The sequence below is a fragment of the Thermus thermamylovorans genome (assembly GCF_004307015.1).
Classification (GTDB): Bacteria; Deinococcota; Deinococci; order Deinococcales; family Thermaceae; genus Thermus; species Thermus thermamylovorans.
Map to the genome: position 1 here is coordinate 1 of NZ_SIJL01000014.1, position 20,743 is coordinate 20,743.

At 72.0% G+C, this 20,743-nt stretch carries 21 protein-coding genes and 1 pseudogene; 12 read left to right on the forward strand and 10 right to left on the reverse strand.

Features of this window, described 5'->3' with window-relative positions:
- The 7 genes and pseudogenes from ETP66_RS09645 to ETP66_RS09675 all read left to right on the forward strand — a co-directional run.
- Positions 1–151, forward strand: a pseudogene (locus ETP66_RS09645) (acyl-CoA thioesterase); the annotation flags it as partial.
- Entirely contained in the window at positions 151–1,119 is a 969-nt protein-coding gene (locus ETP66_RS09650) for a ribonucleotide-diphosphate reductase subunit beta (RefSeq protein WP_130842427.1), read from the forward strand. The pseudogene ETP66_RS09645 and the gene ETP66_RS09650, both read left to right, overlap by 1 nt.
- Positions 1,120–1,155: 36 nt before the next feature.
- On the forward strand, positions 1,156–2,826 hold the full coding sequence (locus ETP66_RS09655; protein ID WP_130842428.1) for a ribonucleoside-diphosphate reductase subunit alpha: 1,671 nt from the start codon (positions 1,156–1,158) through the stop codon (positions 2,824–2,826).
- Positions 2,827–3,034: 208 nt separating this feature from the next.
- Positions 3,035–3,409 (forward strand): c-type cytochrome, encoded by a 375-nt coding sequence (locus tag ETP66_RS09660; RefSeq protein WP_130842429.1) that lies wholly within the window; start codon positions 3,035–3,037, stop codon positions 3,407–3,409.
- A gap of 59 nt (positions 3,410–3,468) precedes the next feature.
- Positions 3,469–4,974, forward strand: a complete 1,506-nt coding sequence (locus tag ETP66_RS09665) for an alkaline phosphatase (RefSeq protein WP_130842430.1) — start codon at positions 3,469–3,471, stop codon at positions 4,972–4,974.
- A 173-nt stretch (positions 4,975–5,147) separates the two neighbouring features.
- Positions 5,148–5,645, forward strand: coding sequence for a SixA phosphatase family protein (locus tag ETP66_RS09670; RefSeq protein ID WP_130842431.1), 498 nt, complete (start codon positions 5,148–5,150; stop codon positions 5,643–5,645).
- Complete coding sequence (locus tag ETP66_RS09675; protein ID WP_130842432.1) at positions 5,642–6,346, forward strand: CHAD domain-containing protein; 705 nt, start codon at positions 5,642–5,644, stop codon at positions 6,344–6,346. The genes ETP66_RS09670 and ETP66_RS09675 overlap by 4 nt, the downstream gene beginning before the upstream one ends.
- Here ETP66_RS09675 and ETP66_RS09680 read toward each other — a convergent pair.
- The 3 genes from ETP66_RS09680 to surE all read right to left on the reverse strand — a co-directional run bounded on the left by ETP66_RS09680 (position 6,343) and on the right by surE (position 8,516).
- On the reverse strand, positions 6,343–6,999 hold the full coding sequence (locus tag ETP66_RS09680) for a thioredoxin domain-containing protein (RefSeq protein WP_130842433.1): 657 nt from the start codon (positions 6,997–6,999) through the stop codon (positions 6,343–6,345). The genes ETP66_RS09675 and ETP66_RS09680 overlap by 4 nt on opposite strands.
- A 73-nt stretch (positions 7,000–7,072) precedes the next feature.
- Positions 7,073–7,789, reverse strand: a complete 717-nt coding sequence (locus ETP66_RS09685; protein WP_130842434.1) for a glycosyltransferase family 2 protein — start codon at positions 7,787–7,789, stop codon at positions 7,073–7,075.
- Positions 7,782–8,516 carry a 5'/3'-nucleotidase SurE gene (surE, locus tag ETP66_RS09690; RefSeq protein ID WP_130842435.1) on the reverse strand — a complete coding sequence of 245 codons (735 nt, stop codon included), beginning with the start codon at positions 8,514–8,516 and terminating at the stop codon, positions 7,782–7,784. The genes ETP66_RS09685 and surE overlap by 8 nt, the downstream gene beginning before the upstream one ends.
- Before the next feature lie 83 nt (positions 8,517–8,599).
- On the opposite strand from surE, the gene ETP66_RS09695 reads away from it, so the two are divergent.
- Positions 8,600–10,015, forward strand: a complete 1,416-nt coding sequence (locus ETP66_RS09695; protein ID WP_130842436.1) for a pyruvate kinase — start codon at positions 8,600–8,602, stop codon at positions 10,013–10,015.
- A gap of 2 nt (positions 10,016–10,017) precedes the next feature.
- Here ETP66_RS09695 and ETP66_RS09700 read toward each other — a convergent pair whose 3' ends face one another.
- The 5 genes from ETP66_RS09700 to ETP66_RS09720 all read right to left on the reverse strand — a co-directional run bounded on the left by ETP66_RS09700 (position 10,018) and on the right by ETP66_RS09720 (position 15,963).
- Entirely contained in the window at positions 10,018–11,337 is a 1,320-nt protein-coding gene (locus ETP66_RS09700) for an ABC transporter substrate-binding protein (protein ID WP_130842437.1), read from the reverse strand.
- 10 nt (positions 11,338–11,347) lie between these two features.
- Entirely contained in the window at positions 11,348–12,163 is an 816-nt protein-coding gene (locus tag ETP66_RS09705) for a carbohydrate ABC transporter permease (RefSeq protein WP_130842438.1), read from the reverse strand.
- Complete coding sequence (locus ETP66_RS09710; RefSeq protein ID WP_130842439.1) at positions 12,156–13,058, reverse strand: carbohydrate ABC transporter permease; 903 nt, start codon at positions 13,056–13,058, stop codon at positions 12,156–12,158. Before ETP66_RS09710 ends, ETP66_RS09705 begins: the two co-directional genes overlap by 8 nt.
- 14 nt (positions 13,059–13,072) lie before the next feature.
- A complete protein-coding gene (locus tag ETP66_RS09715; protein ID WP_130842440.1) occupies positions 13,073–13,828 on the reverse strand; it encodes a sugar phosphate isomerase/epimerase family protein in 756 nt (251 codons plus the stop codon).
- Between the two features lie 173 nt (positions 13,829–14,001).
- Positions 14,002–15,963 (reverse strand): thioredoxin domain-containing protein, encoded by a 1,962-nt coding sequence (locus ETP66_RS09720; RefSeq protein WP_130842441.1) that lies wholly within the window; start codon positions 15,961–15,963, stop codon positions 14,002–14,004.
- A 49-nt stretch (positions 15,964–16,012) separates the two neighbouring features.
- On the opposite strand from ETP66_RS09720, the gene nadC reads away from it, so the two are divergent.
- The 4 genes from nadC (at position 16,013) to bfr (ending at position 19,875) form a co-directional block, all read left to right on the forward strand.
- Positions 16,013–16,849: a carboxylating nicotinate-nucleotide diphosphorylase gene (gene nadC / locus ETP66_RS09725; RefSeq protein WP_130842442.1), complete on the forward strand. Its 837-nt coding sequence runs from the start codon at positions 16,013–16,015 to the stop codon at positions 16,847–16,849.
- A gap of 108 nt (positions 16,850–16,957) precedes the next feature.
- A complete protein-coding gene (nadA, locus tag ETP66_RS09730) occupies positions 16,958–17,881 on the forward strand; it encodes a quinolinate synthase NadA (protein WP_130842443.1) in 924 nt (307 codons plus the stop codon).
- 7 nt (positions 17,882–17,888) lie between these two features.
- The gene (locus tag ETP66_RS09735) at positions 17,889–19,379 is read left to right on the forward strand and encodes an L-aspartate oxidase (RefSeq protein ID WP_130842444.1); all 1,491 of its coding nucleotides are present in this window, start codon (positions 17,889–17,891) and stop codon (positions 19,377–19,379) included.
- Between the two features lie 19 nt (positions 19,380–19,398).
- A complete protein-coding gene (gene bfr / locus ETP66_RS09740; protein ID WP_130842445.1) occupies positions 19,399–19,875 on the forward strand; it encodes a bacterioferritin in 477 nt (158 codons plus the stop codon).
- Between the two features lie 4 nt (positions 19,876–19,879).
- On the opposite strand, the gene ETP66_RS09745 is transcribed toward bfr, so the two are convergent.
- Both ETP66_RS09745 and ETP66_RS09750 read right to left on the reverse strand, forming a co-directional pair.
- Positions 19,880–20,206: a winged helix-turn-helix transcriptional regulator gene (locus tag ETP66_RS09745; protein ID WP_130842446.1), complete on the reverse strand. Its 327-nt coding sequence runs from the start codon at positions 20,204–20,206 to the stop codon at positions 19,880–19,882.
- A gap of 48 nt (positions 20,207–20,254) precedes the next feature.
- Positions 20,255–20,704, reverse strand: coding sequence for a c-type cytochrome (locus tag ETP66_RS09750; RefSeq protein ID WP_130842447.1), 450 nt, complete (start codon positions 20,702–20,704; stop codon positions 20,255–20,257).
- Positions 20,705–20,743: the final 39 nt, after the last annotated feature.

A 20,743-nucleotide genomic window follows, 5' to 3' on the forward strand; every position in this document is an offset into this window, starting at 1 on the left:
GGGGCGCACCTCCATGCGGGTGGCGGTGGAGATGTGGGTGGAGCCCCTGGAGCCGGGGAAGGAGCCCTACCTGGCGGCGGAAGGGGGCTTCGTCCTGGTGGCGGTGGACGAGGCGGGGCGGCCCGTGCCCGTGCCCCCCTTGGAGGGGTGATGCTCACGGACCCTAGGCCCCACTACCGCCCCTACGAGTACCCGGGGCTCCTCCGCTTCCGGGACGCCATCCGGCACAGCTACTGGGTGCACACGGAGTTCAGCTTCCACTCCGACCTCCAGGACTACGCCCTGGCGGAGGAAGGGGAGCGCTCCCTGGTGCAGCGGGCCCTCCTGGCCATCAGCCAGGTGGAGCTTGCCGTGAAGCTCTTCTGGGCCCGGGCCTACGAGGTCTTCCCCAAGCCCGAGGTGGCGGAGGTGGGCATGACCTTCGCGGAGAGCGAGGTGCGCCACGCCAACGCCTACGCCCACCTCCTGGACCTCCTGGACCTGAACCCCCTCTTCCCCGAGGCCCTGGAGGCTTCCCCCTTGAAGGAGCGCCAGCGCCTCCTCTCCGGGGTGCTGGCCCGGGCCCAGAAGGGGTCCTTGCGGGAATACGCCCTGGCCCTCCTCCTCTTTTCCGCCTTCACCGAGCACGTCTCCCTCTTCTCCCAGTTCTACGCCCTCATGGCCCTGAACCGCCGGGCCGGGCGGTACAAGGGGGTGTCCAACGCCATCGAGGCCACCAGCAAGGAGGAGAACCTCCACGGCCTCTTTGGGGTGGAGCTCCTGCGGATCCTCAAGGGGGAGCGGCCCGACCTCTTCGGCGAGGGCTTCCAGGAGGAGGCCCTGGGCTTCGTGGTCCGGCTGGCCCAGGCGGAGGAGGCGCTTTTGGACTGGATGTTCGCGGGAGGAGACCTCGAGGCCCTCTCCCGCGAGGAAACCTGGGAGTTCCTGAAGGCCCGCCTGAACGAGGTGCTGGGCCTCCACGGCCTCCCCGCCCCCTTCCCCGTCCAGCGGGAGGTCCTGAGGGACGCGGACTGGTTTGCCCTGGAGCTTTTGGCGGACAAGGAGGTGGACTTCTTCCACAAGCGGAGCGTGGCCTACGCCCGCCGGGTAAAGAGCTTTGATCCGGACGAACTCTTCTAGCCCCCTGGCGGGGTTCCAAGCCAATGAGGAGAGCGCATGACCAAGACCAAGAGGGAATACCGGCCCTGGTACTGGGCCAACGAGTGGACCCGGCTCTACATGCGCCGGGGCTACCTCCTCCCCGGGGTCACGGTGGAGGAGCGGGTGAAGGAGATCGCCGACCACGCAGAGAGGCTTTTGGGCCTCGAGGGGTTCTCCAGGAAGTTCCAGGCGTACATAGCCCGGGGCTGGTACTCCCTGGCCACCCCGGTCTGGGCCAACTACGGCCTCAGGCGGGGCCTTCCCATCTCCTGCTACGGCACCTACGTGGAGGACGACACCGCCTCCATCCTGCGGGCGGTGGCGGAGATCGGCATGATGAGCAAGCAGGGCGGGGGCACCTCCGTCTACCTGGGGGAGCTCCGGCCCCGGGGGGCCCCCATCCGCGACATCGGGGAGAGCAACGGCTCCTTCGCCTTCGCCGGCCTCTTTGACCGGGCCATCGAGGTCTTCAACCAGGGCTCCACCCGCCGCGGCCAGTGCGCCGCCTACCTCCCCATAGAGCACCCCGACTTCGGGGAGTGGCTCAGGATCCAGCGGGAGGGCAGCGAGATCCAATCCCTCTTCTGGGGCGTCTCCGTGGGGGACGCCTGGCTGGAGGCCATGATCGCCGGGGACCGGGAGAAGCGGGAAAGGTGGGCCCAGGTCCTCAAGAGCCGGGCGGAGGTGGGCCTCCCTTACCTCTTCTTCCGGGACAACGCCAACCGCCAGGCCCCGGAGGTTTTCAAAAGGCTCGGTAAGACCATCCACGCCTCCAACCTCTGCACGGAGATCATGCTCCCCTCGGACCCCGAGGAGAGCTTTGTCTGCTGCCTCTCCTCCCTGAACCTCCTCCACTATGACGAGTGGAAGGACACGGACGCGGTGGAGACCCTCACCCTCTTCCTGGACTCCGTGCTGGACGACTTCATCGGGAAGGCGGAGGGCATCCCCTACCTGGAGCGGGCGGTGCGCTTCGCCCGGCGCTACCGGGCCATTGGCCTTGGGGTTTTGGGGTGGCACAGCTACCTGCAGTCCCAGGGCATCCCCCTGGAGAGCCCGGAGGCCATCCACCTCAACAACCTCATCTTCAAAACCATCCGCGAGAAGGCCGAGGAGGCCTCCCGCTGGCTAAGGGCGCGCCACCCCGAGGACGAGCTGGCCGAGATCATGGAGCGCCGCAACGCCACCCTCCTGGCCGTGGCCCCCACCAAGAGCAGCTCCTTCATCCTGGGGCAGGTCTCCCCCTCCATCGAGCCCTACACCAGCAACTACTACCTGAAGGACCTGCAGAAGGCCCGTGTCCCCTTCAAGAACCCCTTCCTGGAGGAGCTCCTCCGGGCCAAGGGCAAGGACGAGGAGAGGGTGTGGCGGAGCATCCTGGAGCACAACGGCTCCGTCCAGCACCTGGACTTCCTCAGCGACGAGGAGAAGGCGGTCTTCAAGACCTTCGCCGAGGTGTCCCAAAAGACCCTGGTGAACCTGGCCGCGGGGCGGCAGCGGCACATCGACCAGGGCCAGTCCCTCAACCTGGTGGTCCACCCCGAGGCCCCGGCCAAGGACGTGAACGAGCTCGTCCTCCACGCCTGGCGAAGCGGCCTGAAAAGCCTCTACTACCAGTTCAGCGCCAGCGCCGCCCAGGCCTACAGCCGGGACCTCCTCCTCGCCTGCCGGGCCTGCGAGGGGTGACGCCGCCCCACCCCGGAGGGGGGCGTGGCCGGGCAGGGGGCAGCGGGGAAGGGTGCGCCCCCCTTTGCCACCCCCTGCCCCCCTTCCCCTCCCCCCCTCACCGGGGCCTTTGGCCCCGCGCCCGGCCTTCCCGCTCCCCGGGGCCCACGCCCGCCTTCCCCCCTAGCCCCCTGACCGCTCCCTGACAGGGGCGGTGTGCCATGGAACTATGGGGTTTGAGCGATGGGTTTGGCTGGGGGTTTTCCTCCTCGGGGCCCTGGGGATCCTCGCCGCCCGGGATGCCGGGGAGAAGGACCCCCTTTTGGAGGAAGGGCGGGCCCTCTACCTCAGGGCCTGCGCCGCCTGCCACGGGCCGGGGGGAGAGGGGGGGATCGGCCCGGCGCTACGGCAAAACCCCCGCCTGGGGAGCGTGGCCGGGCTGAGGGAGGTGATCCTCGGGGGGCGGGAGCCCTACATGCCCCCCGTGGGGGCGGAGTTCACCCCCAGGGAGCTGGCCGCGGTGATCTCCTACCTGCGGGCCGCCCTGGGGCCCGGCCTTTCCCCCGTGTCCGAGGAGGAGGTCTCGGGCCCCGCCCGGCCTTAGGGAGACCCTGACGGCCCCATGACAGGCCCGTGCCAGCCTGGGGGTGGAGGTGAGGGTGGATGAAGCGCAGGGATCTGCTGAAGGGGAGCCTGGCCGCGGGGGCCCTGGCCCTCATGCCCCGGGTCCAGGCCCAGGGGGCGCCGCAAAACCAGCCCGGCCTGGGGCGGCGGTACCGCAACCTGATCGTCTACGTCTACGATGGCTTCGGCTGGGAGGACTACGCCATCGCCCAGGCCTACGCCCGGAGGCGCCTGGGCCGCACCCTGGCCCTGGAGCGGCTCCTGGCCCGCTACCCCAACGGGCTCATCAACACCTACAGCCTCACCAGCTACGTCACCGAGTCCAGCGCCGCGGGGAACGCCCTCTCCACCGGGGTGAAGACGGTGAACGGGGGGGTGGCGGTTCACGCGGACGGCAGCCCCCTGAGGCCCTTCTTCGCCGCCGCCAAGGAGGCGGGGAAGGCGGTGGGCCTGGTGACCACCACGACCATCACCCACGCCACCCCGGCGAGCTTCGCGGTCTCCAACCCCGACCGCAACGCCGAGGCCCAGATCGCCGAGCAGTACCTGGCCTTCGGGGCCGAGGTCTACCTGGGGGGTGGGGACCGCTTCTTCAACCCAGAAAGGCGGCAGGACAGGAAGGACCTGTACGCGGCCTTCGCCCAGGCGGGCTACGGGGTGGTGCGGACCCCGGAGGAGCTGGCCCGCAGCAACGCCAGCAAGCTCCTGGGCGTTTTTTCCGAGGGCCACGTGCCCTATGAGATCGACCGCCGCTTCCAGGGGGTGCGGGTGCCGAGCCTCAAGGAGATGGTGCAGGCGGCTCTGCCCCGGCTCGCCGCCCACCGGAACGGGTTCGTGCTCCAGGTAGAGGCGGGGCGGATCGACCACGCCAACCACCTGAACGACGCCGCCGCCACCCTCTGGGACACCCTGGCCGCCGACGAGGCCCTGGAGGCCCTCACCGCCTTCGTGGACCGCCACCCGGACACCCTCCTCATCCTGGTTTCCGACCACGCCTGCGGTACGGGGGCCCTGTACGGCACGGGCCGCAGCTACCTGGAGAGCTCCCTGGGCATCGACCTCCTGGAGCGGGAGCGGGCCAGTTTCGAGTTCATGGGCCGGGCCCTCGGGGGTAGCCCCGACGCCGCCCAGGTCAAGGAGACCTTCCGCGCCCTCAAGGGCGTGGCCCTTACCGACGAGGAGGCGGAGCGGGTGGTGCGGGCGGTGAGGGAGCGGGTGTTCTGGCCCGAAGGGGTGCGCTTCGGCATCCAGCCCGCCAACACCATGGCCTGGGCCATGGCCCAGCGGGACGCCCGCCGCCCCGACCGGCCCAACATCGGCTGGAACTCCGGCCAGCACACCGCCACCCCGGTGATCCTCCTCCTCTACGGCCAGGGCCTGCGCTTCCTCCAGCTGGGCCTTCTGGACAACACCCACGTCTTCCGCCTCATGGGGGAGGCCCTGGGGATCCGCTACCAGAACCCGGTCATGAGCGAGGAGGAGGCCCTGGAGATTCTCAAGGCCCGGCCCGTGGGGATGCGCCACCCCGAGGACGTCTGGGCCTAGACTCCCCTGGCTCCTCCTTCCCGGGCGGGCCCCTCGGGTCCGCCCGGCCCTTTCCCACCGCCCCCTTGCCGGCCTCGTCCGCCTGGGGGCGCTTGCGGGGAGGCGGGCGCGGCCATTGCCCCGGACCTGGGGTTCGAGGGGGCCTCGGGGTCCTTTTCCCGTAAAATCGGGCCATGGAGCTCCTTCTGGTGCGCCACGCCATCGCCCTTCCTCCTGAAGGGGAAGGGGAGGGGGCTGACGACGCCCGCCCCCTTTCCCCCAAAGGCTCCCGGCGCTTCCGCCAGGTGGTGCGGGGCCTTGCCGCCTTGGGGGTGCGGCTGGACCTCCTCCTCACCAGTCCCAAGCGGCGGGCGCTGGAGACGGCGGAGATGCTGGCGGACCTCCTGGAGGGGGAAAGCCGGGTGAGCCCCCACCTGGCGGCCCCCCCCTCCGAGGCCCTGCTGGGGGAGATCCCCAAGGAGGGCCGGGTGGCCCTGGTGGGGCACGAGCCCTACCTCTCGGCGCTCCTCGCCTGGCTCCTCCTGGGGGACTTTTTGGGGGAGTCCGCCCGGGGGAGCCTCGAGGGCCGCTTCCTCCTCAAAAAGGGCGGGGTGGCCTGGCTGGAGGGGGAGCCCCGGCCCGGCGGCATGCTCCTCCGGGCCCTCTTCCCGCCCAAGGTCTTCCGCCTATGAGGGGGGTGGGGGAGTGGGTGGCCCACCTGCGGGCCCACATCCCCTTGGCCCTCTCCGGGGAGGACCCCGAGGGGGTCCACCAGGTGCGGGTGGCGGGCAGGCGGCTTAGGGTCTACCTGGACCTCCTGGGCTGGCGGCTCCTGCAGGACGACCTCCGCCGCCTGGTGCGGGGGGCGGGGCGGGTCAGGGATCTGGAGGTGGCCCTCACCGGCCCCTCGGCCCTGCCCCCTGGCTTCCGCGCCCACCTGGCGGAGGAGCTAAGGCTGGCGCGGGCGAACCTTCCCGGCCTGCTGGCCTCTCCCTGGACGGAGGCCCTCCTGCGGGCCCTGGCCGTCCTTCCCCCCCTGGATGCGGGGGTGGCGGAAAAAAGCCTGGAGCGCCTGGTGGCCCGGGCCGAGGCCCGTTTGGCGGGGCTAGGGCGGGAGCCCAGTCTCGAGGCCCTGCACGCCTACCGCCGCGCCCTGAGGCGGGTGCGCTACGCCAAGGAGTTCCTGGGCCTCCCCGCCAAGCGGGAGAAGGCCCTGCAGGAGGTCCTGGGGGGCCTGCAAGACCTGGACGTCCTCCTGGGGCTCCTCGTCGCCTACCTGGCCCAGGCCCAGGATCCCGAGGCGGCGGCCCTGCGGGAGAGGCTGGAGGCGAAGCGGCAAAAAGGCTTGGCCGAGGTGTGGGGGCACCTCGGCCTGGCCTCAGACCACGCCTAGAGGGAACGGCGCAGCAGGTCCTCCCAGACCGGGTTCAGGGCCACGGTGCCGAGCTCCCGGACCGTGGCCTGCCGCCCCTCCCGCACGGACACCTGCCACAGCCGCACCACCTTGGCGTTGAGGTCCGCGGTCACCGCGAAGAGGTTCTCCTTGGCGGCCAGGTAGCGGGCGATGGCCGGGTCCTCCTGGGCGGCGCGGGCCACGAAACCCGGGGCCCAGACCCGGAGGTGGAAGAAGATGGCCCCGCCGTAGTTGGCCTGGGCCAGGGAGCGCAGGGCGTTTTTGGTGAGGGCGTAGTTGGTCTCGGCGGTTGCCTGGCCGCCGAAGATCAGGGCCACGGCCTCCTCCCTGGGGGTGAGGGGCCCCACCTCCTCCGGGGCGGCCAGGGCGGTTACCTGCAGGCGGCGGGTGCCCTCCAGGTCCAGGTACCCCGCCCCGATGGCCCCCACCAGGGCGGCGCAGATGGAGGTGGTGTTGGTGAGGACGTGGACGCTCCTAAAGCCCAGAGGCCCCGCCATCACCTGGCCGAAGGCCTTGCCGGTATAGGCCCGGAGGGCGTAGTGCTCCCCCAGGGTGAGGCCCTGGGCCGAGGCGGCCCCGCTTGCGGCCACCGCCAAACCCGACAGCAACAGGGCCAGGATAGGCTTCTTCATGCTCTCACCTCCCGCCCCGGGACGTTGGTCCTTGGGGCTCCTTATAGTATAGGCGGGTACGGTATGCTCCTTGTCAATAGCCAGGGCTACTTTCCAGGGCCAGCTGCAGGTGGTCCTTAAGGGGTATGGGCTCGAGGCCGTGCTTGGCCCGCAGGCGCTCCAGAAAGCGGGCCCGCTCCTCCCGCCGGGCCCCGTAGCTCCCGTTCCCCCCGTGCACCCGCACCCCTACCCCCCGCCCCTTGAGGTAGCGGAAGGGGAGGCCCGCCCGGTAGGCCCTAAGCCACAGGTCCCAGTCCCAGTAGTCCCCCATGGCCGGGTCCAGGCCCCCGAGCTCCCGGAGGGCCTTCTTCCCGAGGGCCGTCCCCGAGGCCAGGAGACGGTTGTCCCTCAGGAGCCAAGGGCCCACCTCCCCGGGGGCGAAGGGGATCTCCCGGTCCGCCAGGAGCAAGACCCCCTCCCCGTAGGCCACCCCCGCCCCCTGGGCCAGGGCCCGCCAGGCCCGGTGCAGGTAAGCGGGGTCCAGGAGGAGGTCGTCGTCGTCCAGGAAGAGGACCGCCTCCCCTTGGGCCGCCTCCAGGGCGGTGCGCCGGGCCTCCACCTGCCCCCGGCCCGCGTTCCGCAGGCCCCGCACCCGGGGGTCCTTGAGGGCCCGCACCACCTCCAGGCCCTCCCCCTCCCCGTCCTCGGCCACCACCGCCTCCCAGTGGGAAAAGGTCTGCCCCTGGAGGGAGCGCAGGGCCTCCCGGAGCATCCCCGGGCGGCCCTTGGTGGGGATGAGGACGCTAATCATGGGCCAGGGCGGGCTGGAGCCTCCCCTCGTCCGTGAGGTCCAGCCTCAGGGGGGTGGCGGCGATGAAGCCCTGTTCCACCGCCCAGCGGTCCGTGCCCTCCTCCGCCTCCCTGAGGGGTCTGGCGGCGAACCAGTAGAGGGGACGGCCCATGGGGTCCTCCCCCGGCACCACCACCCCCTCGTAGGGGCGCACGGACTGCCGGGTCCAGAGGAAGCCCTTGGGCCGCTGGGGCAGGTTGACGTTCACCAGGAAGGGCTTTTCCAGGCGCAGGAGGGTCTCCAGGGTGCGCACGATCCAGGGCTTGAGGAGGTCGAAGTCGGGGGTGGTGCCGTTCAGGGGCACGCTGAAGGCGGCGGCGGGCAGGCCGAAGAGCCTGCCCTGCTTGGCGGCGGCCACGGTGCCCGAGTGCCAGATCTCGTGGCCCAGGTTGCTCCCCAGGTTCACCCCGGAGAGGACCAGGTGGATGGGCCCGAAGAGGTGCAGGCCCAGGGCCACGCAGTCCGCGGGGGTGCCCCGCACCCGGTAGGCGGGGAAGTGGGGGCCGGGAAGGGGGGAGGGGTGGGGGTAGGCCCGCACGGGGTGGGCGATGGTGATGGCGTGGCCGGTGGCGCTCTGCTCCGCCTCCGGGGCGGCCACGAACACCTCCCCGAAGCGGCCCGCCGCCTCCGCCAGGGCCCAGAGGCCGGGGCTGAAGATGCCGTCGTCGTTGGTCACCAGGATCCGCATGCCCCCAGGCTAAGCCCTGGGTGTCAGGGGAGGGTCAGGGGCGCTTGACACGGCGCTGACATGGGGGGGAGAGGCTGGAGCCTATGGATCCCGCGGCCCTCTTGGCGGAGGTTCGGGCCCTACGGCAGGCCGTGGAGGGGGAGGCCCTCCGCCACCTGGCGGCCTGGGGCCTGAGCCCCCCTTACCCCCCTTCCCTCCACAACCTGGCCCGCTACCTGGCCCTGCGGCGGCGGGAGCTCAGGCCCCTGCAGCGGGCCCTGATGCCCCATGGCCTCTCCTCCTTGGGGCGGCTGGAGAGCCGGGTGGCGGAGACCCTGCGGGCCCTGGAGGCTGCCCTGGCCTCCCTGGCGGGGGAGGCGCCCTACCCCGGGGGGCAGGACCCGGAGGCCTTCTTCGCCGGGGAGAGGCTTCTGGAGGCCCGGACCGAGGCCCTCTTCGGCCCCCCCCGCCCCGGGCGGACGGTGCGGGTCCTGGTCACCCTGCCGGAGGAGGCGGCCTCGCCGGAGGCCATCCTGGCCCTCCACCGGGCGGGGATGGACGCGGTGCGGCTCAACCTGGGCAAGCTCCCCGAGGAGGCCTGGTCCTCCTTTCTGGGGGCCCTGCGGGAGGCCGGAGAGGCCCTGGGCGGGCCCCTGCCCCTCCTCCTGGACCTCGAGGGGCCCAGGCTCCGGGCCCTGGTCCGGGAGCCGGCCCGGGTGCGGACCGAAGACCTCCTGGCCCTGGAGCTCAGGGGCGAGGCCCCTCCCGGGCTACCCGCCCTCGCCCCCGACCGTCCCGGGCTCCTCGCCCTCCGGGAAGGGGACCGCCTCTCCCTGGACGAGGGGCGGCTGGTGGCGGAGGTCCTGGAGCCCACCCCCTACGGCTTCCTCCTCCGGGTGGCCTTCGCCCCCCCCAAGGGCTTCAGGCTGAAGACGGGCCGGGCCCTGAACGCCCCCCTGGCCCCCGGGGCCCCCTACCTGGGGGCCCGGGACCGGCGGGTGCTGGCCCTGGCCCAGGAGGTGGGGGCCCTGGTGGGCCTCTCCTTCGTGCGCACCCGGGAGGACCTGGCCCCCCTCCCGGAAGGGCTTGCGGGGGTGGTGCTGAAGCTGGAGGCCCGGGAGGCGGTGGAGAACCTCCCCGCCCTCCTGGCCGCCGCCTCCCGCTTCCCCACCGCGGCCATGATCGCCCGGGGGGACCTGGGGGTGGAGCTCGGCCCCGAGCGGGCGGCGGAGGTGGGGGAGGAGCTCCTTTGGCTCCTGGAGGCGGCCCACACCCCTGCGGTCTGGGCCACCCACGTGCTGGACCGCCTGGTGCGGAAGGGCACCCCCAGCCGGGCGGAGCTGGCGGACGCGGTGATGGGGGCTCGGGCGGAGGTGGTCATGCTCAACCAAGGCCCCTTCCTCCAGCAGGCGGTGGGCCTCCTGGACGGCATCCTCCGCCGCATGGAGGCCCACCAGCACAAGAAGACCCCCCGGCTCAGGGCCCTGGGTTCCTGGCCCCTGCCGGGGGAAGGGGCGTAGGTTCAGCGGCCGGCCGCGCTCCGGTTGTACCGCTCCAAGGCGGCGTCCGCCCGGGCCTTGGCCTCCCTGAGGGCCTCCCGGGCGGGCCGGCCCCGGAGGGCCTCCTCCCAGGCCGCCTGCACGTACTGACGGATCTCCGGGAAGGCCCCCATGAGGCAGCCGGCGCTGGCCGTGTTCACCTTGCCCGTCAGGAACTGCTGGATGGCGGTGGTGTAGTTGGGCTGGCGCACGTGCCCCTGGCGCACGAAGGGCAGCTCCAGGGCCCCCCTGGCCACGGGGACGTAGCCGGTGTCCAGGTGCCAGCGGCCCTGCACCTCAGGCCGCAGGAGGAACTCCACGAAGCGCCAGCTGGCCTCGGTCTCCGCCTCGGGGAAGCCCTTGAGGATGTAGAGGGCCGCCCCGCCCACCGCCACCCCGTTCCGCTCCCGGTGGAAGGGGTAGAAGGCGGTGCGCACGGGGAAGCGCCCCCCCACCTGGCGCAGGACCCCGGTGAGGCTCGCCGTGGAGTAGGCGGCGATGGCCGCCTGCCCCTGGGCGAAGAGGCTCTGGGAGTCGGCCCACGACCTGCCGGTGTTGGCCGCCACCCCCTCCCGCACCAGGCGGGCGTACATGTCCAGGAAGGCCACCGCCGCCTCGTTGTCAAAGGTCACCGCCGTGGCCCGGGCCCGGCGGCCGTTTTCGTTGTTGCAGAAGTACTCCCCGGAGTTGTAGGAGACCTGCTCCACGAACCAGGAGTCGATGGGGATGGAAAGCCCAAAGCGCACCGTGCGCCCCTGGGCGTCCTTCCGGGTGAGCCTGCGGGCCGCCTCCTCCAGCTCCTGCAGGCTCCAGGCGGGCCGGTAGGGAAGGCCCGCCTCCTGGAAGGCCGCCCAGTTCAGGTAGAGGATGGGGTTGGAGGGGTTGAAGGGGAAGCCGAAGAGCTTGCCCTCGATGGTGTAGTAGTTCTTGGGCTGGGGGAGGAAGCGGTCCATGTCGAAGCCGTAGCGGCGGGCTAGGTCCTCCAGGGGCACCACCGCCCCGGAGTCGGCCATGATGCGGGCGCCGATGTCGTAGACCTGGATCACGTGGGGGAAGCCCCGCCCGGCCCTGAGGGCGGCCAGCATCTTGTTGATGCCGTCGTCGTAGCTCCCCACGTACTGGCTTTTCACCAGCACCCGGTCCTGGCTGCGGTTGAACTCCTGCACCAGGGCCTCCGTGGCCTCCCCCAGGACCCCGCCCATGGAGTGCCAGAACTCGATCGTCACCCGCTGGGCCTCTGCCCCTCCCAGAAAGAGGAGGGAGAGGGCCGCCTTCGCCGCCAATAGCTTTGCCAGTCCGCGCATAGGCACCTCCTTATCCCTTCAGCCCGCCCATGGCGATGCCCCGGACGAAGGCCCGCTGGGCGAGCAGGAAGGCTATGAGGGTGGGCAGCAGCACGAGGATGGCCGCGGCGGCCACCACGTTCCACCGGGCCACCTCCTCGTTGAGGATGAAGTTCACCGCGATCTGGGCGGTCTGCATCTCCCGGCTTTTGGTGACCACCAGGGGCCAGAGGTACATGTTCCAGGCCCCGATGAAGGTGAGGGCGGCCAGGGCCCCCAGGGCGGGGGCGGAGAGGGGCAGGGCCACGTGGCGGAGCATCTGAAAGTGCCCCGCCCCGTCGATGCGGGCGGCGTCGAAGTAGTCCTCGGGGATGGTGCGGAGGAACTGCCGCAGGAGGAAGACCCCCAGGGGGCTCGCCAGGAAGGGGACGGTGAGGGCCAGGTAGGTGTCCAGCCAGCCCAGGCGGTCCACCAGGAGGTAAAGGGGCAGGAAGGTGACCTCTCCCGGCACCAGGAGGAGGGCGATGGCCAGGCCGAAGAGGAGCTCCCGCCCCCGGAAGCGCAAGCGGGTGAGGGCGTAGGCCCCGAGGAGGCTGGTGAGGAGGACCCCCAAGGTGATGGCGGTGGCGACCAGGAGGCTGTTGAGCAGGAACCGCCCCAGGGGAAACTTGGCCAGGGCCTCCCCGTAAGGGGCCAGGGTGGGGTTGGGGGGCAGGAGGCCTGGGGCGTAGAGGTCGGCCTCGGCGCGGAGGCTGGCGGAGAGGAGGGTGAGGAGGGGGAGGACGAGGAGGAGGGCGTAGCCCGAGGCCAGGAGGTACGTGGGGAGGAGCTTCCTTACCTTACGCATAGTGCACCCTCCGGCCCAGAAGCCAAAACTGCAGGGCGGCGAGGAGGAGGAGGACCAGGAAGAGGAGGAGGGCCTCCGCCGCCGCCAGGGGGACCTGGAAGTTGAAGAAGGCGTCCTGGTAGACCCGGTAGATCCAGACGGTGGAGCTTTCCATGGGCCCGCCCCGGGTGAGGAGGTGGATCTGGCCGAAGGCGGTGAGGCTTTTCAGTACCACCAGAAGCCCCACCAGGAAGAGGGTGGGGGAGAGGAGGGGCAGGATCACCCGCCAGAACCGGGTCCAGGGGCCCGCCCCGTCCACGGTGGCCGCCTCCAGCACCTCCTCGGGGATGCTCTGCAGCCCCGCGGTGAGGAGGATGGCGGTGAAGCCCACCCCGGCCCAGGCGGTGACCACCGCCAGGGTGGGGAGGGCGAGCTCGGGGGAGGTGAGCCAGGGCTGGGGGGGAAGGCCCAGGGTGACCAGGAGGCGGTTGGCGTACCCCCCCACCGGGTGCAGGAACCAGCCCCAGGCCACCGCGGCCACCGCGGTGGGCACCGCGGTGGTGAGGAAGAAGAGGGTGCGGAAGAGGGCCACCCCCGGGTAGGCCCGGTAGACCAAAAGGGCGGCAAGGAGGCCCAGGAGGAGCTCCAGGGGGGCCACGATGAGGGCGAACTGCAGGGTAAGCCCCACGCTCCGCCAGAACTCGGGGCGGGAAAGGGCCTCCAGGTAGTTCCCCGGGCCCACCCACTCCCGGCCCCGGCCGAAGAGGTCCTCCCGGTGGAGGGAGAGCCAGAGGGCGTCCAGGACGGGGAGGATCATGAAGAGGAGGAAGAGGCCGTAGGCGGGGAGGAGGAAGGGAAGGGCCTCGAGGCCAAGCCGCAGGGTGCGCCTCGAGGGCCGGGCGAGGGTGCGCTCCATAGCCACAGGCGAGGCTAACCCCCTTGGGTCAGGGAAAGGTCAGGCACCCCCTCGGCCAGCTCCAGGAGGAGGGCCAGGGAGGGCAGGGGGTCCTCCCGCAACTCCAGGACCAGGGTGCGGTCCAGGTAGGGGGGGAGCCAGCGGGGGTGGCCCAGGACCCCCTGGCCCAGGTTCCAGTGGCGGTCGCAGACCCCGTCGCTGTCGTTGAGGTGGAGGTGTTCGGGGGCCAGGGCCAGCCAGGCCTCGGGCTCCGGCACCTGGCTGAAGACCCGGGCGTGGGCGGCGTCAAAGCAAAACCCGACCCGCCCGGGGTAGGCCGCCAGTACCGGCCGGAGGGCCTCGGGTCCCGGCTCGTGGGTGTTCTCCAGGAGGAGGCGCACCCCCAGGACCTCCGCCCGCCGCACCACCGGTGCCAAGGCCTCCGAAAGCCGCTCCCCCCGCTCCTTGGCCTCCTCTGGGGTGCGCCCGTGGGGGATGCCGGAGTGGAACACCGCCCGGTCGGCTCCCAGCTCCGCCGCCCGGTCCAGGCCCAGGAGGAGGCGGCGCAGGGAGAGGGCCCGCACCTCGGGGTCGGGGGAGAGGAGGTCCAGGTTCCAGAAGGGGAGGTGGGCGGAAGGGGGGCGGCGCAGGGCCCTGGCCAGCTCCCCGAAGAGGTCGTCCTCCTCCAGGTGGGCGGGGTCCAGGTAGACCTCGAGGCCGAGCCCCAGCTCCTCCAGGTAGGGAAGCCGTCCTGCGGCCTCGGCCGCGCCCAGGGAAAGGCGGAGGTCCATGGCCCCAACCTAGGGGGGCTTCGTCAGGGCAGGGTCAGGCTTGGGGGCCGCAGGCTCCGTGGCCAAAGGCCCCGGGGCACCCCTTAGCCAGGAGGGTTTTCACGAGCTTGCTTTATCGTGAATAAAAGCACGAAATATCCCCTACCGTTCCCAAGCCCAGGACAGGGAGGCGATCAGAAAGGAACGGCCTCCAGGGAGTACCACCCGGCCAGCCTGGCCCCCAGGCCCTCGAGGGAGGAAGCGGGGAGGGCACACGCCCCTTGTCCGCAGAGGTAGGCCAGACCGGGCTCCCGCCCTTCCAGGGCAGGCAGGGCCCCTGCGGGCCCCAGGGCCACCTGGGTCAGGGGGAGGTAGAGGGCCCGGGCCTCCGGCCACAGGGGCGAGGGCAGGGGCAAGGCCAACTCCGTGCCCTCCCGGAGCAGGCGCAGGGCCAAGAGGGTGGCGGGAAGGGCCTGGGGGTAGCGGGCCAGCCACAAGGCCCTCTCCTCCAAGAGGGCCTCGGCCCGCTCCCGGTAGTCCCCCCCGAAGGCCGCCCCAAGCCGCCAGAAGGCCTCCGCCAGGGCGCTTTCCCCCGAGGGCAGGGCCCCCTCCTCCACCTCCCGGGCGGGCAGGGGAGGGAAAGACCCCGTCCCCTTGCTCCGGAACTCCGCCCAGGCCGCCTCCGCCAGGCGGCGGGCCTCCTCCAGGTAGGGCCACTCCCCGGTGGCGGCGTAGAGCTCCAAAAGGGCCAGGCTGGCGAGGCTCTGGTCCGCGAGGAAGGCTTCCTCCCCTAGCCTTCCCTCCCGCCAGGCGTGCCGGAGAAGCCCCCCCTGCGTCATGGTTCCCAGGAGGAAGCGCACCCCCTTGCGGGCGGCCTCCAGGTACCGCGCCTCCCCAAGGAGCCTCCCCGCCTCCGCCAAGGCCCTCACCGCCAGGGCCGACCAGTCGGCGAGGACCTTGTCGTCCAAAGCCGGGGGCAGGCGACGCCTCCGGGCGGCGAGGAGCCTCCCCCGGACCCCCTCCCGCCAGGCGGGAAACCCCTCCCCCAGGGCTTTCCGGACCTCCTCCTCCCCCCAGGCGGTGAGGATGCTCCGCCCCCCCAGGTCCTCCCCCAGGGCGAAGAGGCGGCGGGCCAGGGGGAAGTCCTCCCCCAGGGCCTCCCGCACCTCCCCCTCGGTCCAGGTGTAGTACCGCCCCTCCTCCCCCTCGCTTTCCGCGTCCAGGGCGGTGAAGAACCCCCCTTCCCTTCCCTGCATGGCAAGGAGCCATTCCAGGGTCTCCCGGGCCACCCGCAGGAAGAGGGGCTCCCCGAAAACCCTGTGGGCCCCCAGGTAGACCCGGGCCAGGAGGGCGTTGTCGTAGAGCATCTTCTCGAAGTGGGGGACCCGCCAGAAGCGGTCCACGCTGTAGCGGTGGAACCCCCCGCCCACCTGGTCGTAGACCCCCCCCAGGGCCATGGCCCGGAGGGTCCCCAGGAGCATCCCCCGGGCCCTCCCCTCGCCCCGCCAGGCGAGGGCCAGGAGGTAGAGGAGGAGGGGGCCTTGGGGGAACTTGGGGGCGGGGAGGAACCCTCCCCATTCGGGGTCGAAGGCGCGGCCCAGGGCCTCCAGGGCCCGCTCCTCCGCGTCCTCGGGGACGGGCCCTGGGGGAGGGGTGAGGCTCCGCCACAGGGCCTGGGCCAGGCGCTCCGCCTCCCGCTCGATCCCCTCCCGCTCCGCCCGCCAGGCCTGGGCCACCGCCAACAGGACGCGCCTGAAGCCCGGCAGGCTCCCCCGGTCCTCCTTGGGGAAGTAGGTGCCCCCAAAGAAGGGCTTGCCCTCGGGGGTGAGGAAGAGGCTCATGGGCCAGCCCCCCTGCCCGGTGAGGCTCACCAGGGCCCGCATGTAGGCGGCGTCCACGTCGGGCCGCTCCTCCCGGTCCACCTTCACGGGGACGAAGTGGGCGTTGAGGAGGGCGGCCACCTCCGGGTCCTGAAAGCTCTCCCGGTGCATCACGTGGCACCAGTGGCAGGTGTGGTAGCCCACGGAGAGGAAGAGGGGCTTGCCCTCCTCCCGGGCCCTCCGGAAGGCTTCCTCCCCGTAGGGGTACCAGTCCACCGGGTCCCCCGCGTGGGCCCGGAGGTAGGGGCTCAGGGCGTCCTTCAGGCGGTCGGCCATGCCCTAAGGCTAACCCGGGGGCCCGCAGGCCTGCCCCCTCCCCCTTACAATGGGAGCGATGGTGCCGGAGGCGACCTTGAGGGCCTGGCTCCAGGAGGATCTGGGCCACGGGGACCTGACCAGCCAGCTGGTGGTGCCGGAGGGCCTCTGGGGCCAGGCGGTGATCCTGGCCAAGGCGGAGGGGGTGGTGGCCGGGCTCCCCGTGGCCCGGGAGGTCTTCGCCTTGGCGGACACCCGGGTGGCCTTCACGCCGCTGGTAGCGGAAGGGGCAGAGGTGGCCCCGGGACAGGAGCTGGCCCGCCTCGAGGGGCCCCTAAGGGGCATCCTGGCGGGGGAGCGGCTGGCCCTGAACCTCCTCGGGCGCCTTTCCGGGATCGCCACCCTCACCCGAAGCTACGTGGAGGCCCTGAGGGGCACGGGGACTCAGGTCCTGGACACCCGCAAGACCACCCCAGGCCTAAGGGCCCTGGAGAAGTACGCGGTGCGGGTGGGCGGGGGGAAGAACCACCGCTTCGGCCTCTTTGACGGGATCCTCCTCAAGGAGAACCACCTCCGGGCGGCGGGGGGGGTGGCCCAGGCGGTGCGCCGGGCCAAGGCCGGGGCCCCCCACCACCTGAAGGTGGAGGTGGAGGTGACGAGCCTGGCGGAGCTGGAGGAGGCCCTGGAGGCGGGGGCGGACCTGATCCTCCTGGACAACTTCTCCGTGGAAGACCTGCGGGAGGCGGTGCGCCGCGCGGGGGGGCGGGTGCCCCTGGAAGCCAGCGGCAACATGACCCCGGAGCGCGCCCGCCAGGCGGCGGAGGCCGGGGTGGACTACGTGAGCGTGGGGGCCCTCACCCACTCCGCCAAGGCCCTGGACCTCTCCCTGCTGGTGGTGTACCCCTGAGGGCCGGCGGGCGCTACCATAAAAGGGGGGTAGGGGCCCGGGCGCGGCCCCCCGAGGCGCAGGCCCGGGCTCGGGGAAAAGGGCTTCGGCCCGGTGGACGCTCAGACCATGGACAAGGAACTCCTTACCCAAGAGGTGCTCCGCCTGAAGGCGGAGCGGCAGGCGGTGATCCTGGCCCACTCCTACCAGCTCCCCGAGGTGCAGGAGGTGGCCGACTTCGTGGGGGACTCCCTAGGCCTGGCCCGGGAGGCCGAGCGAACCCCGGCCAAGGTGATCGTCTTCGCCGGGGTGCACTTCATGGCGGAAACCGCCGCCATCCTCAACCCCGACAAGACCGTGCTCCTGCCGGACCTGGAGGCGGGCTGCTCCCTGGCGGACAGCCTCCGCCCGGAGGACGTCCTGGCCTGGAAGGCGGCCCACCCCGAGGGGATCGTGGTGGCCTACGTGAACACCAGGGCCGAGGTGAAGGCCCTGGCGGACGTGTGCGTGACCAGCGCCAACGCGGTGGAGGTGGTCGCCCGCCTCCCCCAGGACCGGCCCATCCTCTTCGTGCCCGACATGTTCCTGGGGGCCCACGTGGCCCGGGTGACGGGGCGGAGGCTCCACCTCTTCCCCGGGGAGTGCCACGTGCACGCGGGGATCCGCGAGGAGCACCTCAAGGCCCTCCTGGAGACCCACCCGGGGGCGGAGTTCCTCATCCACCCCGAGTGCGGCTGCGGCTCGGGCTGCCTCTACCTCAAGCCCGACGCCAAGATGCTCTCCACCGAAGGCATGGTGCGCTACGCCCGGCGGGCGGAGGCCCGGGAGTTCGTGGTGGCTACGGAGGTGGGGATCCTCCACCGCCTCGCCAAGGAAGCCCCGGGGAAGACCTTCGTCCCGGTGAAGCCCGATGCCGTCTGCGAGTACATGAAGCGGATCACCCTGGAGAAGGTCTACCTCTCCCTGAAGGAGATGCGCTACGCGGTGGGGGTGCCCGAGGAGGTGGCGGGGCGGGCCCGGCGGGCCCTCGAGGCCATGGTGGCCGTGGGCTAGGGGCGGGGTGCGGACCCTGACCGTAGACCTTCTGATCCTGGGGGCCGGGGTGGCGGGGGTGTACGCCGCCTTGGCCGCGGAAGGGGAGGGGGCCCGGGTCCTCCTCCTCAGCAAGGATCCCCTGCCCTCCGGCGCCACCCCCTGGGCCCAGGGGGGGGTGGCCTTCCCCCGGGACGTGGCGGACCTGGAGGCCCACCTCCAGGACACCCTGCGGGCCGGGCGGGGCCTGGTGGAGGAAGGGGTGGCCCGCTCCATCCTGGAAGAGGCGCCCGAGCACCTGGAACGCCTCCTCGCCTGGGGCCTCCCCTTCCACCCCGAGCCCACCCGGGAGGGGGGGCACTCCCGGGCCCGGGTGCGCCACCTGGGAGGGGATAGGAGCGGCCTCCTCCTCCTCCGGGGCCTCCTGGCCCGCCTCAGGAGCCCGGTCCTGGAAGGGCACCTGGCGGTGAGCCTCCTGGTGGCAGGAGACCGGGTGGCGGGAGCCTATGTCCTCGGCCCGGAGGGCCCCCTGGAGGTGCGGGCCGGGGCGGTCCTCCTGGCCACCGGGGGACTGGGGCGGCTCTTCCCCGTGACCACCAACCCCCCCGGGGCCACGGGGGACGGAATGGCCCTGGCCTACCGGGCGGGAGCCGTCCTGCGGGACCTGGAGTTCGTCCAGTTTCATCCCACGGCCCTCCCCGAGGGCTCCCTGGTGAGCGAGGCCTGCCGGGGAGAGGGGGCCATCCTGGTGAACGCCCTGGGGGAGCGCTTCCTGCCCCGCTACGACCCCCTGGCGGAGCTCGCCCCCCGGGACGTGGTGGCCCGGGCGGTCTTCCTGGAGGGCCTGCGCACCGGAGGGGTCTTCCTGGACCTGAGGCCCATCCCCCGCCTGGAGGAGCGCTTCCCCACGGTGGTGGCCCAGGCCCGGGCCCTGGGCCTGGACCCCCTGAAGGAGCCCCTCCCCGTGGCCCCCGCCGCCCACTACGCCATAGGGGGGGTGAGGACCGACCCCTGGGGCTTCACCGGGGTCGCGGGCCTCTACGCCGCGGGGGAGGTGGCCTCCACCGGGCTCCACGGGGCCAACCGTTTGGCCTCCAACAGCCTCCTGGAGGGCCTGGTCCTAGGGCAGCGGGCCGCCCGGGCAGCCCTCGCCAGCCTGGCCTTTCCCAAGGCCCCGGAGCCCCTGCCCGCCCTGACCCTGGACCCCGCCCTTCTCCCCGGGCTCCGGCGGCGGATGGGGGAGGGAGCGGGGGTGCTGCGCCGGAGGGAGGGCCTGGAGGCGGCCCTGGCCTTCGCCGAGGGGCTTCCCCTGGAGGAAAGCCCCCCGGACCGGGCCGCAAGGCCCCACCTGGAGGCGGGGAACCTGGCCCTCCTCGCCCGTCTCCTCCTGCGCATGGCCCTCCTGCGGGAGGAAAGCCGGGGGGCCCACCACCGGGAGGACTGCCCCGGGGAGGCGGAGGAGGCCTACCACCTGGAGGCCCGGGGGGCCACCCTTTGCCGGGTGCCCCTGGGGGTATAATGGGCCCCGGAGGTTCCCTATGAAAGGCCACCCGGACGTGATCCAAAGCCTCCAGGAAAGGCTTTCCGAGGAGCTCGCCGCCATCTTGCAGTACATGGTGCACGCGGAGATGGCGGAGAACTGGGGCTTCAAGGCCCTGGCGGCGCACCTCAAGGCCCACGCCATCACCGAGATGCGCCACGCGGAGAGGCACATCGAGCGCATCCTCTTCCTGGAGGGCTTCCCGGAGGTAAGCCGGATCGGGGAGATCCGGATCGGCAAGAACGTGGAGGAAATCCTCTTCAAGGACTACGAGGGGGAGCTCCAGGCGGTGAAGGGCTACAACGAGACCATGAACCTGGCCCAGCAGCTGGGGGACAACGGCACCCGGGACCTGGTGGCGGAGATCCTCAAGGACGAGGAGGCCCACGTGGACTGGCTGGAGACCCAGCGGGAGCTCAAGGAGCAGATGGGGCTCCAGAACTACCTGCAGTACCTGGCGGGGGAGGCGGAATAGGGCCCTAGCCTACCGGGGCCTTGAGGTTTTTGCGGGCCCAGCGGTCGATGGCGGCGATCACCGCCTCCAGCTCCCGGCCCGCCTCCGTGAGGCGGTAGCGGGTCCGGGGGGGCATGTAGGACTCCACCCGCTTCTCCACCACGCCGAGGGCCACCAGATGGTCCAAGCGCTGGGAGAGGGTGGCGGGGTTCACCCCCCCGATGGCCCGGGAAAGCTCGTTGAAACCCTTGGGCCCCTCCAGGAGGGAGCGGACGATGTGCAGGGTCCACTTCTCCTGGAGAAGGTTTAAGGCGGTGTAGACGGGACAGAAGGCCGCTTCGTGCTCGGCCATGGGCCCATTGTACACCACGCCCGCCCCGGACAGGGGGCTGGCGGAGGGCTAAAGCCCCAGGGCCCGGCGCAGGGCGTAGACCCGGTCCGGGGTGAGCCTTTTGGCCCGCTCCTGGGCCACCTCCTGGGGGGTGAAGGGCCCCTGTCCCGGGGGCAGCCGGTTGCCGAAGCTGGTGGCCACGTGGTTCAGGATGGCGGCCACCTGGTCGTCCTTGAGCTGGGCGGCCCAGCCCGGCATGACCCCGCTATAGGTCTGGCCCCGGACCCGGATCTGGCCCTGAAGCCCGAAGAGGACCACCTGGATCAGGTAGGCCCGCCCCTCCTTTTTGGCGAGGATCTCCTGCACATGCCCCGCCAGGGGCGGGAAGGCCCCGGGAAGGCCCTGGCCGCTCGCCTGGTGGCAGCTGGCGCAGTACTGGTTGTAGAGGGCAGGTCCCGACTGGGCCCAGGCCAGGGGCAGGAGAAACCCCAGGAGCAGGGGGATCAGGGCTTTGGCCATAGCGTACCTCCACCCTCAGGATACCTCCCTTTGCGAGGG

Bases quoted from the DNA above. Each gene is read 5' to 3' on its own strand.
- ETP66_RS09710 (WP_130842439.1), bottom strand. From the start codon at position 13,058: ATGGAGCGCACCCTCGCCCGGCCCTCGAGGCGCACCCTGCGGCTTGGC.
- ETP66_RS09680 (WP_130842433.1), bottom strand. From the start codon at position 6,999: ATGAAGAAGCCTATCCTGGCCCTGTTGCTGTCGGGTTTGGCGGTGGCC.
- ETP66_RS09685 (WP_130842434.1), bottom strand. From the start codon at position 7,789: ATGATTAGCGTCCTCATCCCCACCAAGGGCCGCCCGGGGATGCTCCGG.
- ETP66_RS09745 (WP_130842446.1), bottom strand. From the start codon at position 20,206: ATGGCCGAGCACGAAGCGGCCTTCTGTCCCGTCTACACCGCCTTAAAC.
- nadA (WP_130842443.1), top strand. From the start codon at position 16,958: ATGGACAAGGAACTCCTTACCCAAGAGGTGCTCCGCCTGAAGGCGGAG.
- ETP66_RS09705 (WP_130842438.1), bottom strand. From the start codon at position 12,163: ATGCGTAAGGTAAGGAAGCTCCTCCCCACGTACCTCCTGGCCTCGGGC.
- ETP66_RS09665 (WP_130842430.1), top strand. From the start codon at position 3,469: ATGAAGCGCAGGGATCTGCTGAAGGGGAGCCTGGCCGCGGGGGCCCTG.
- ETP66_RS09715 (WP_130842440.1), bottom strand. From the start codon at position 13,828: ATGGACCTCCGCCTTTCCCTGGGCGCGGCCGAGGCCGCAGGACGGCTT.
- ETP66_RS09750 (WP_130842447.1), bottom strand. From the start codon at position 20,704: ATGGCCAAAGCCCTGATCCCCCTGCTCCTGGGGTTTCTCCTGCCCCTG.
- ETP66_RS09695 (WP_130842436.1), top strand. From the start codon at position 8,600: ATGGATCCCGCGGCCCTCTTGGCGGAGGTTCGGGCCCTACGGCAGGCC.
- ETP66_RS09660 (WP_130842429.1), top strand. From the start codon at position 3,035: ATGGGGTTTGAGCGATGGGTTTGGCTGGGGGTTTTCCTCCTCGGGGCC.
- ETP66_RS09670 (WP_130842431.1), top strand. From the start codon at position 5,148: ATGGAGCTCCTTCTGGTGCGCCACGCCATCGCCCTTCCTCCTGAAGGG.
- surE (WP_130842435.1), bottom strand. From the start codon at position 8,516: ATGCGGATCCTGGTGACCAACGACGACGGCATCTTCAGCCCCGGCCTC.
- ETP66_RS09675 (WP_130842432.1), top strand. From the start codon at position 5,642: ATGAGGGGGGTGGGGGAGTGGGTGGCCCACCTGCGGGCCCACATCCCC.
- ETP66_RS09720 (WP_130842441.1), bottom strand. From the start codon at position 15,963: ATGGCCGACCGCCTGAAGGACGCCCTGAGCCCCTACCTCCGGGCCCAC.
- bfr (WP_130842445.1), top strand. From the start codon at position 19,399: ATGAAAGGCCACCCGGACGTGATCCAAAGCCTCCAGGAAAGGCTTTCC.
- ETP66_RS09650 (WP_130842427.1), top strand. From the start codon at position 151: ATGCTCACGGACCCTAGGCCCCACTACCGCCCCTACGAGTACCCGGGG.
- ETP66_RS09700 (WP_130842437.1), bottom strand. From the start codon at position 11,337: ATGCGCGGACTGGCAAAGCTATTGGCGGCGAAGGCGGCCCTCTCCCTC.
- ETP66_RS09655 (WP_130842428.1), top strand. From the start codon at position 1,156: ATGACCAAGACCAAGAGGGAATACCGGCCCTGGTACTGGGCCAACGAG.
- nadC (WP_130842442.1), top strand. From the start codon at position 16,013: ATGGGAGCGATGGTGCCGGAGGCGACCTTGAGGGCCTGGCTCCAGGAG.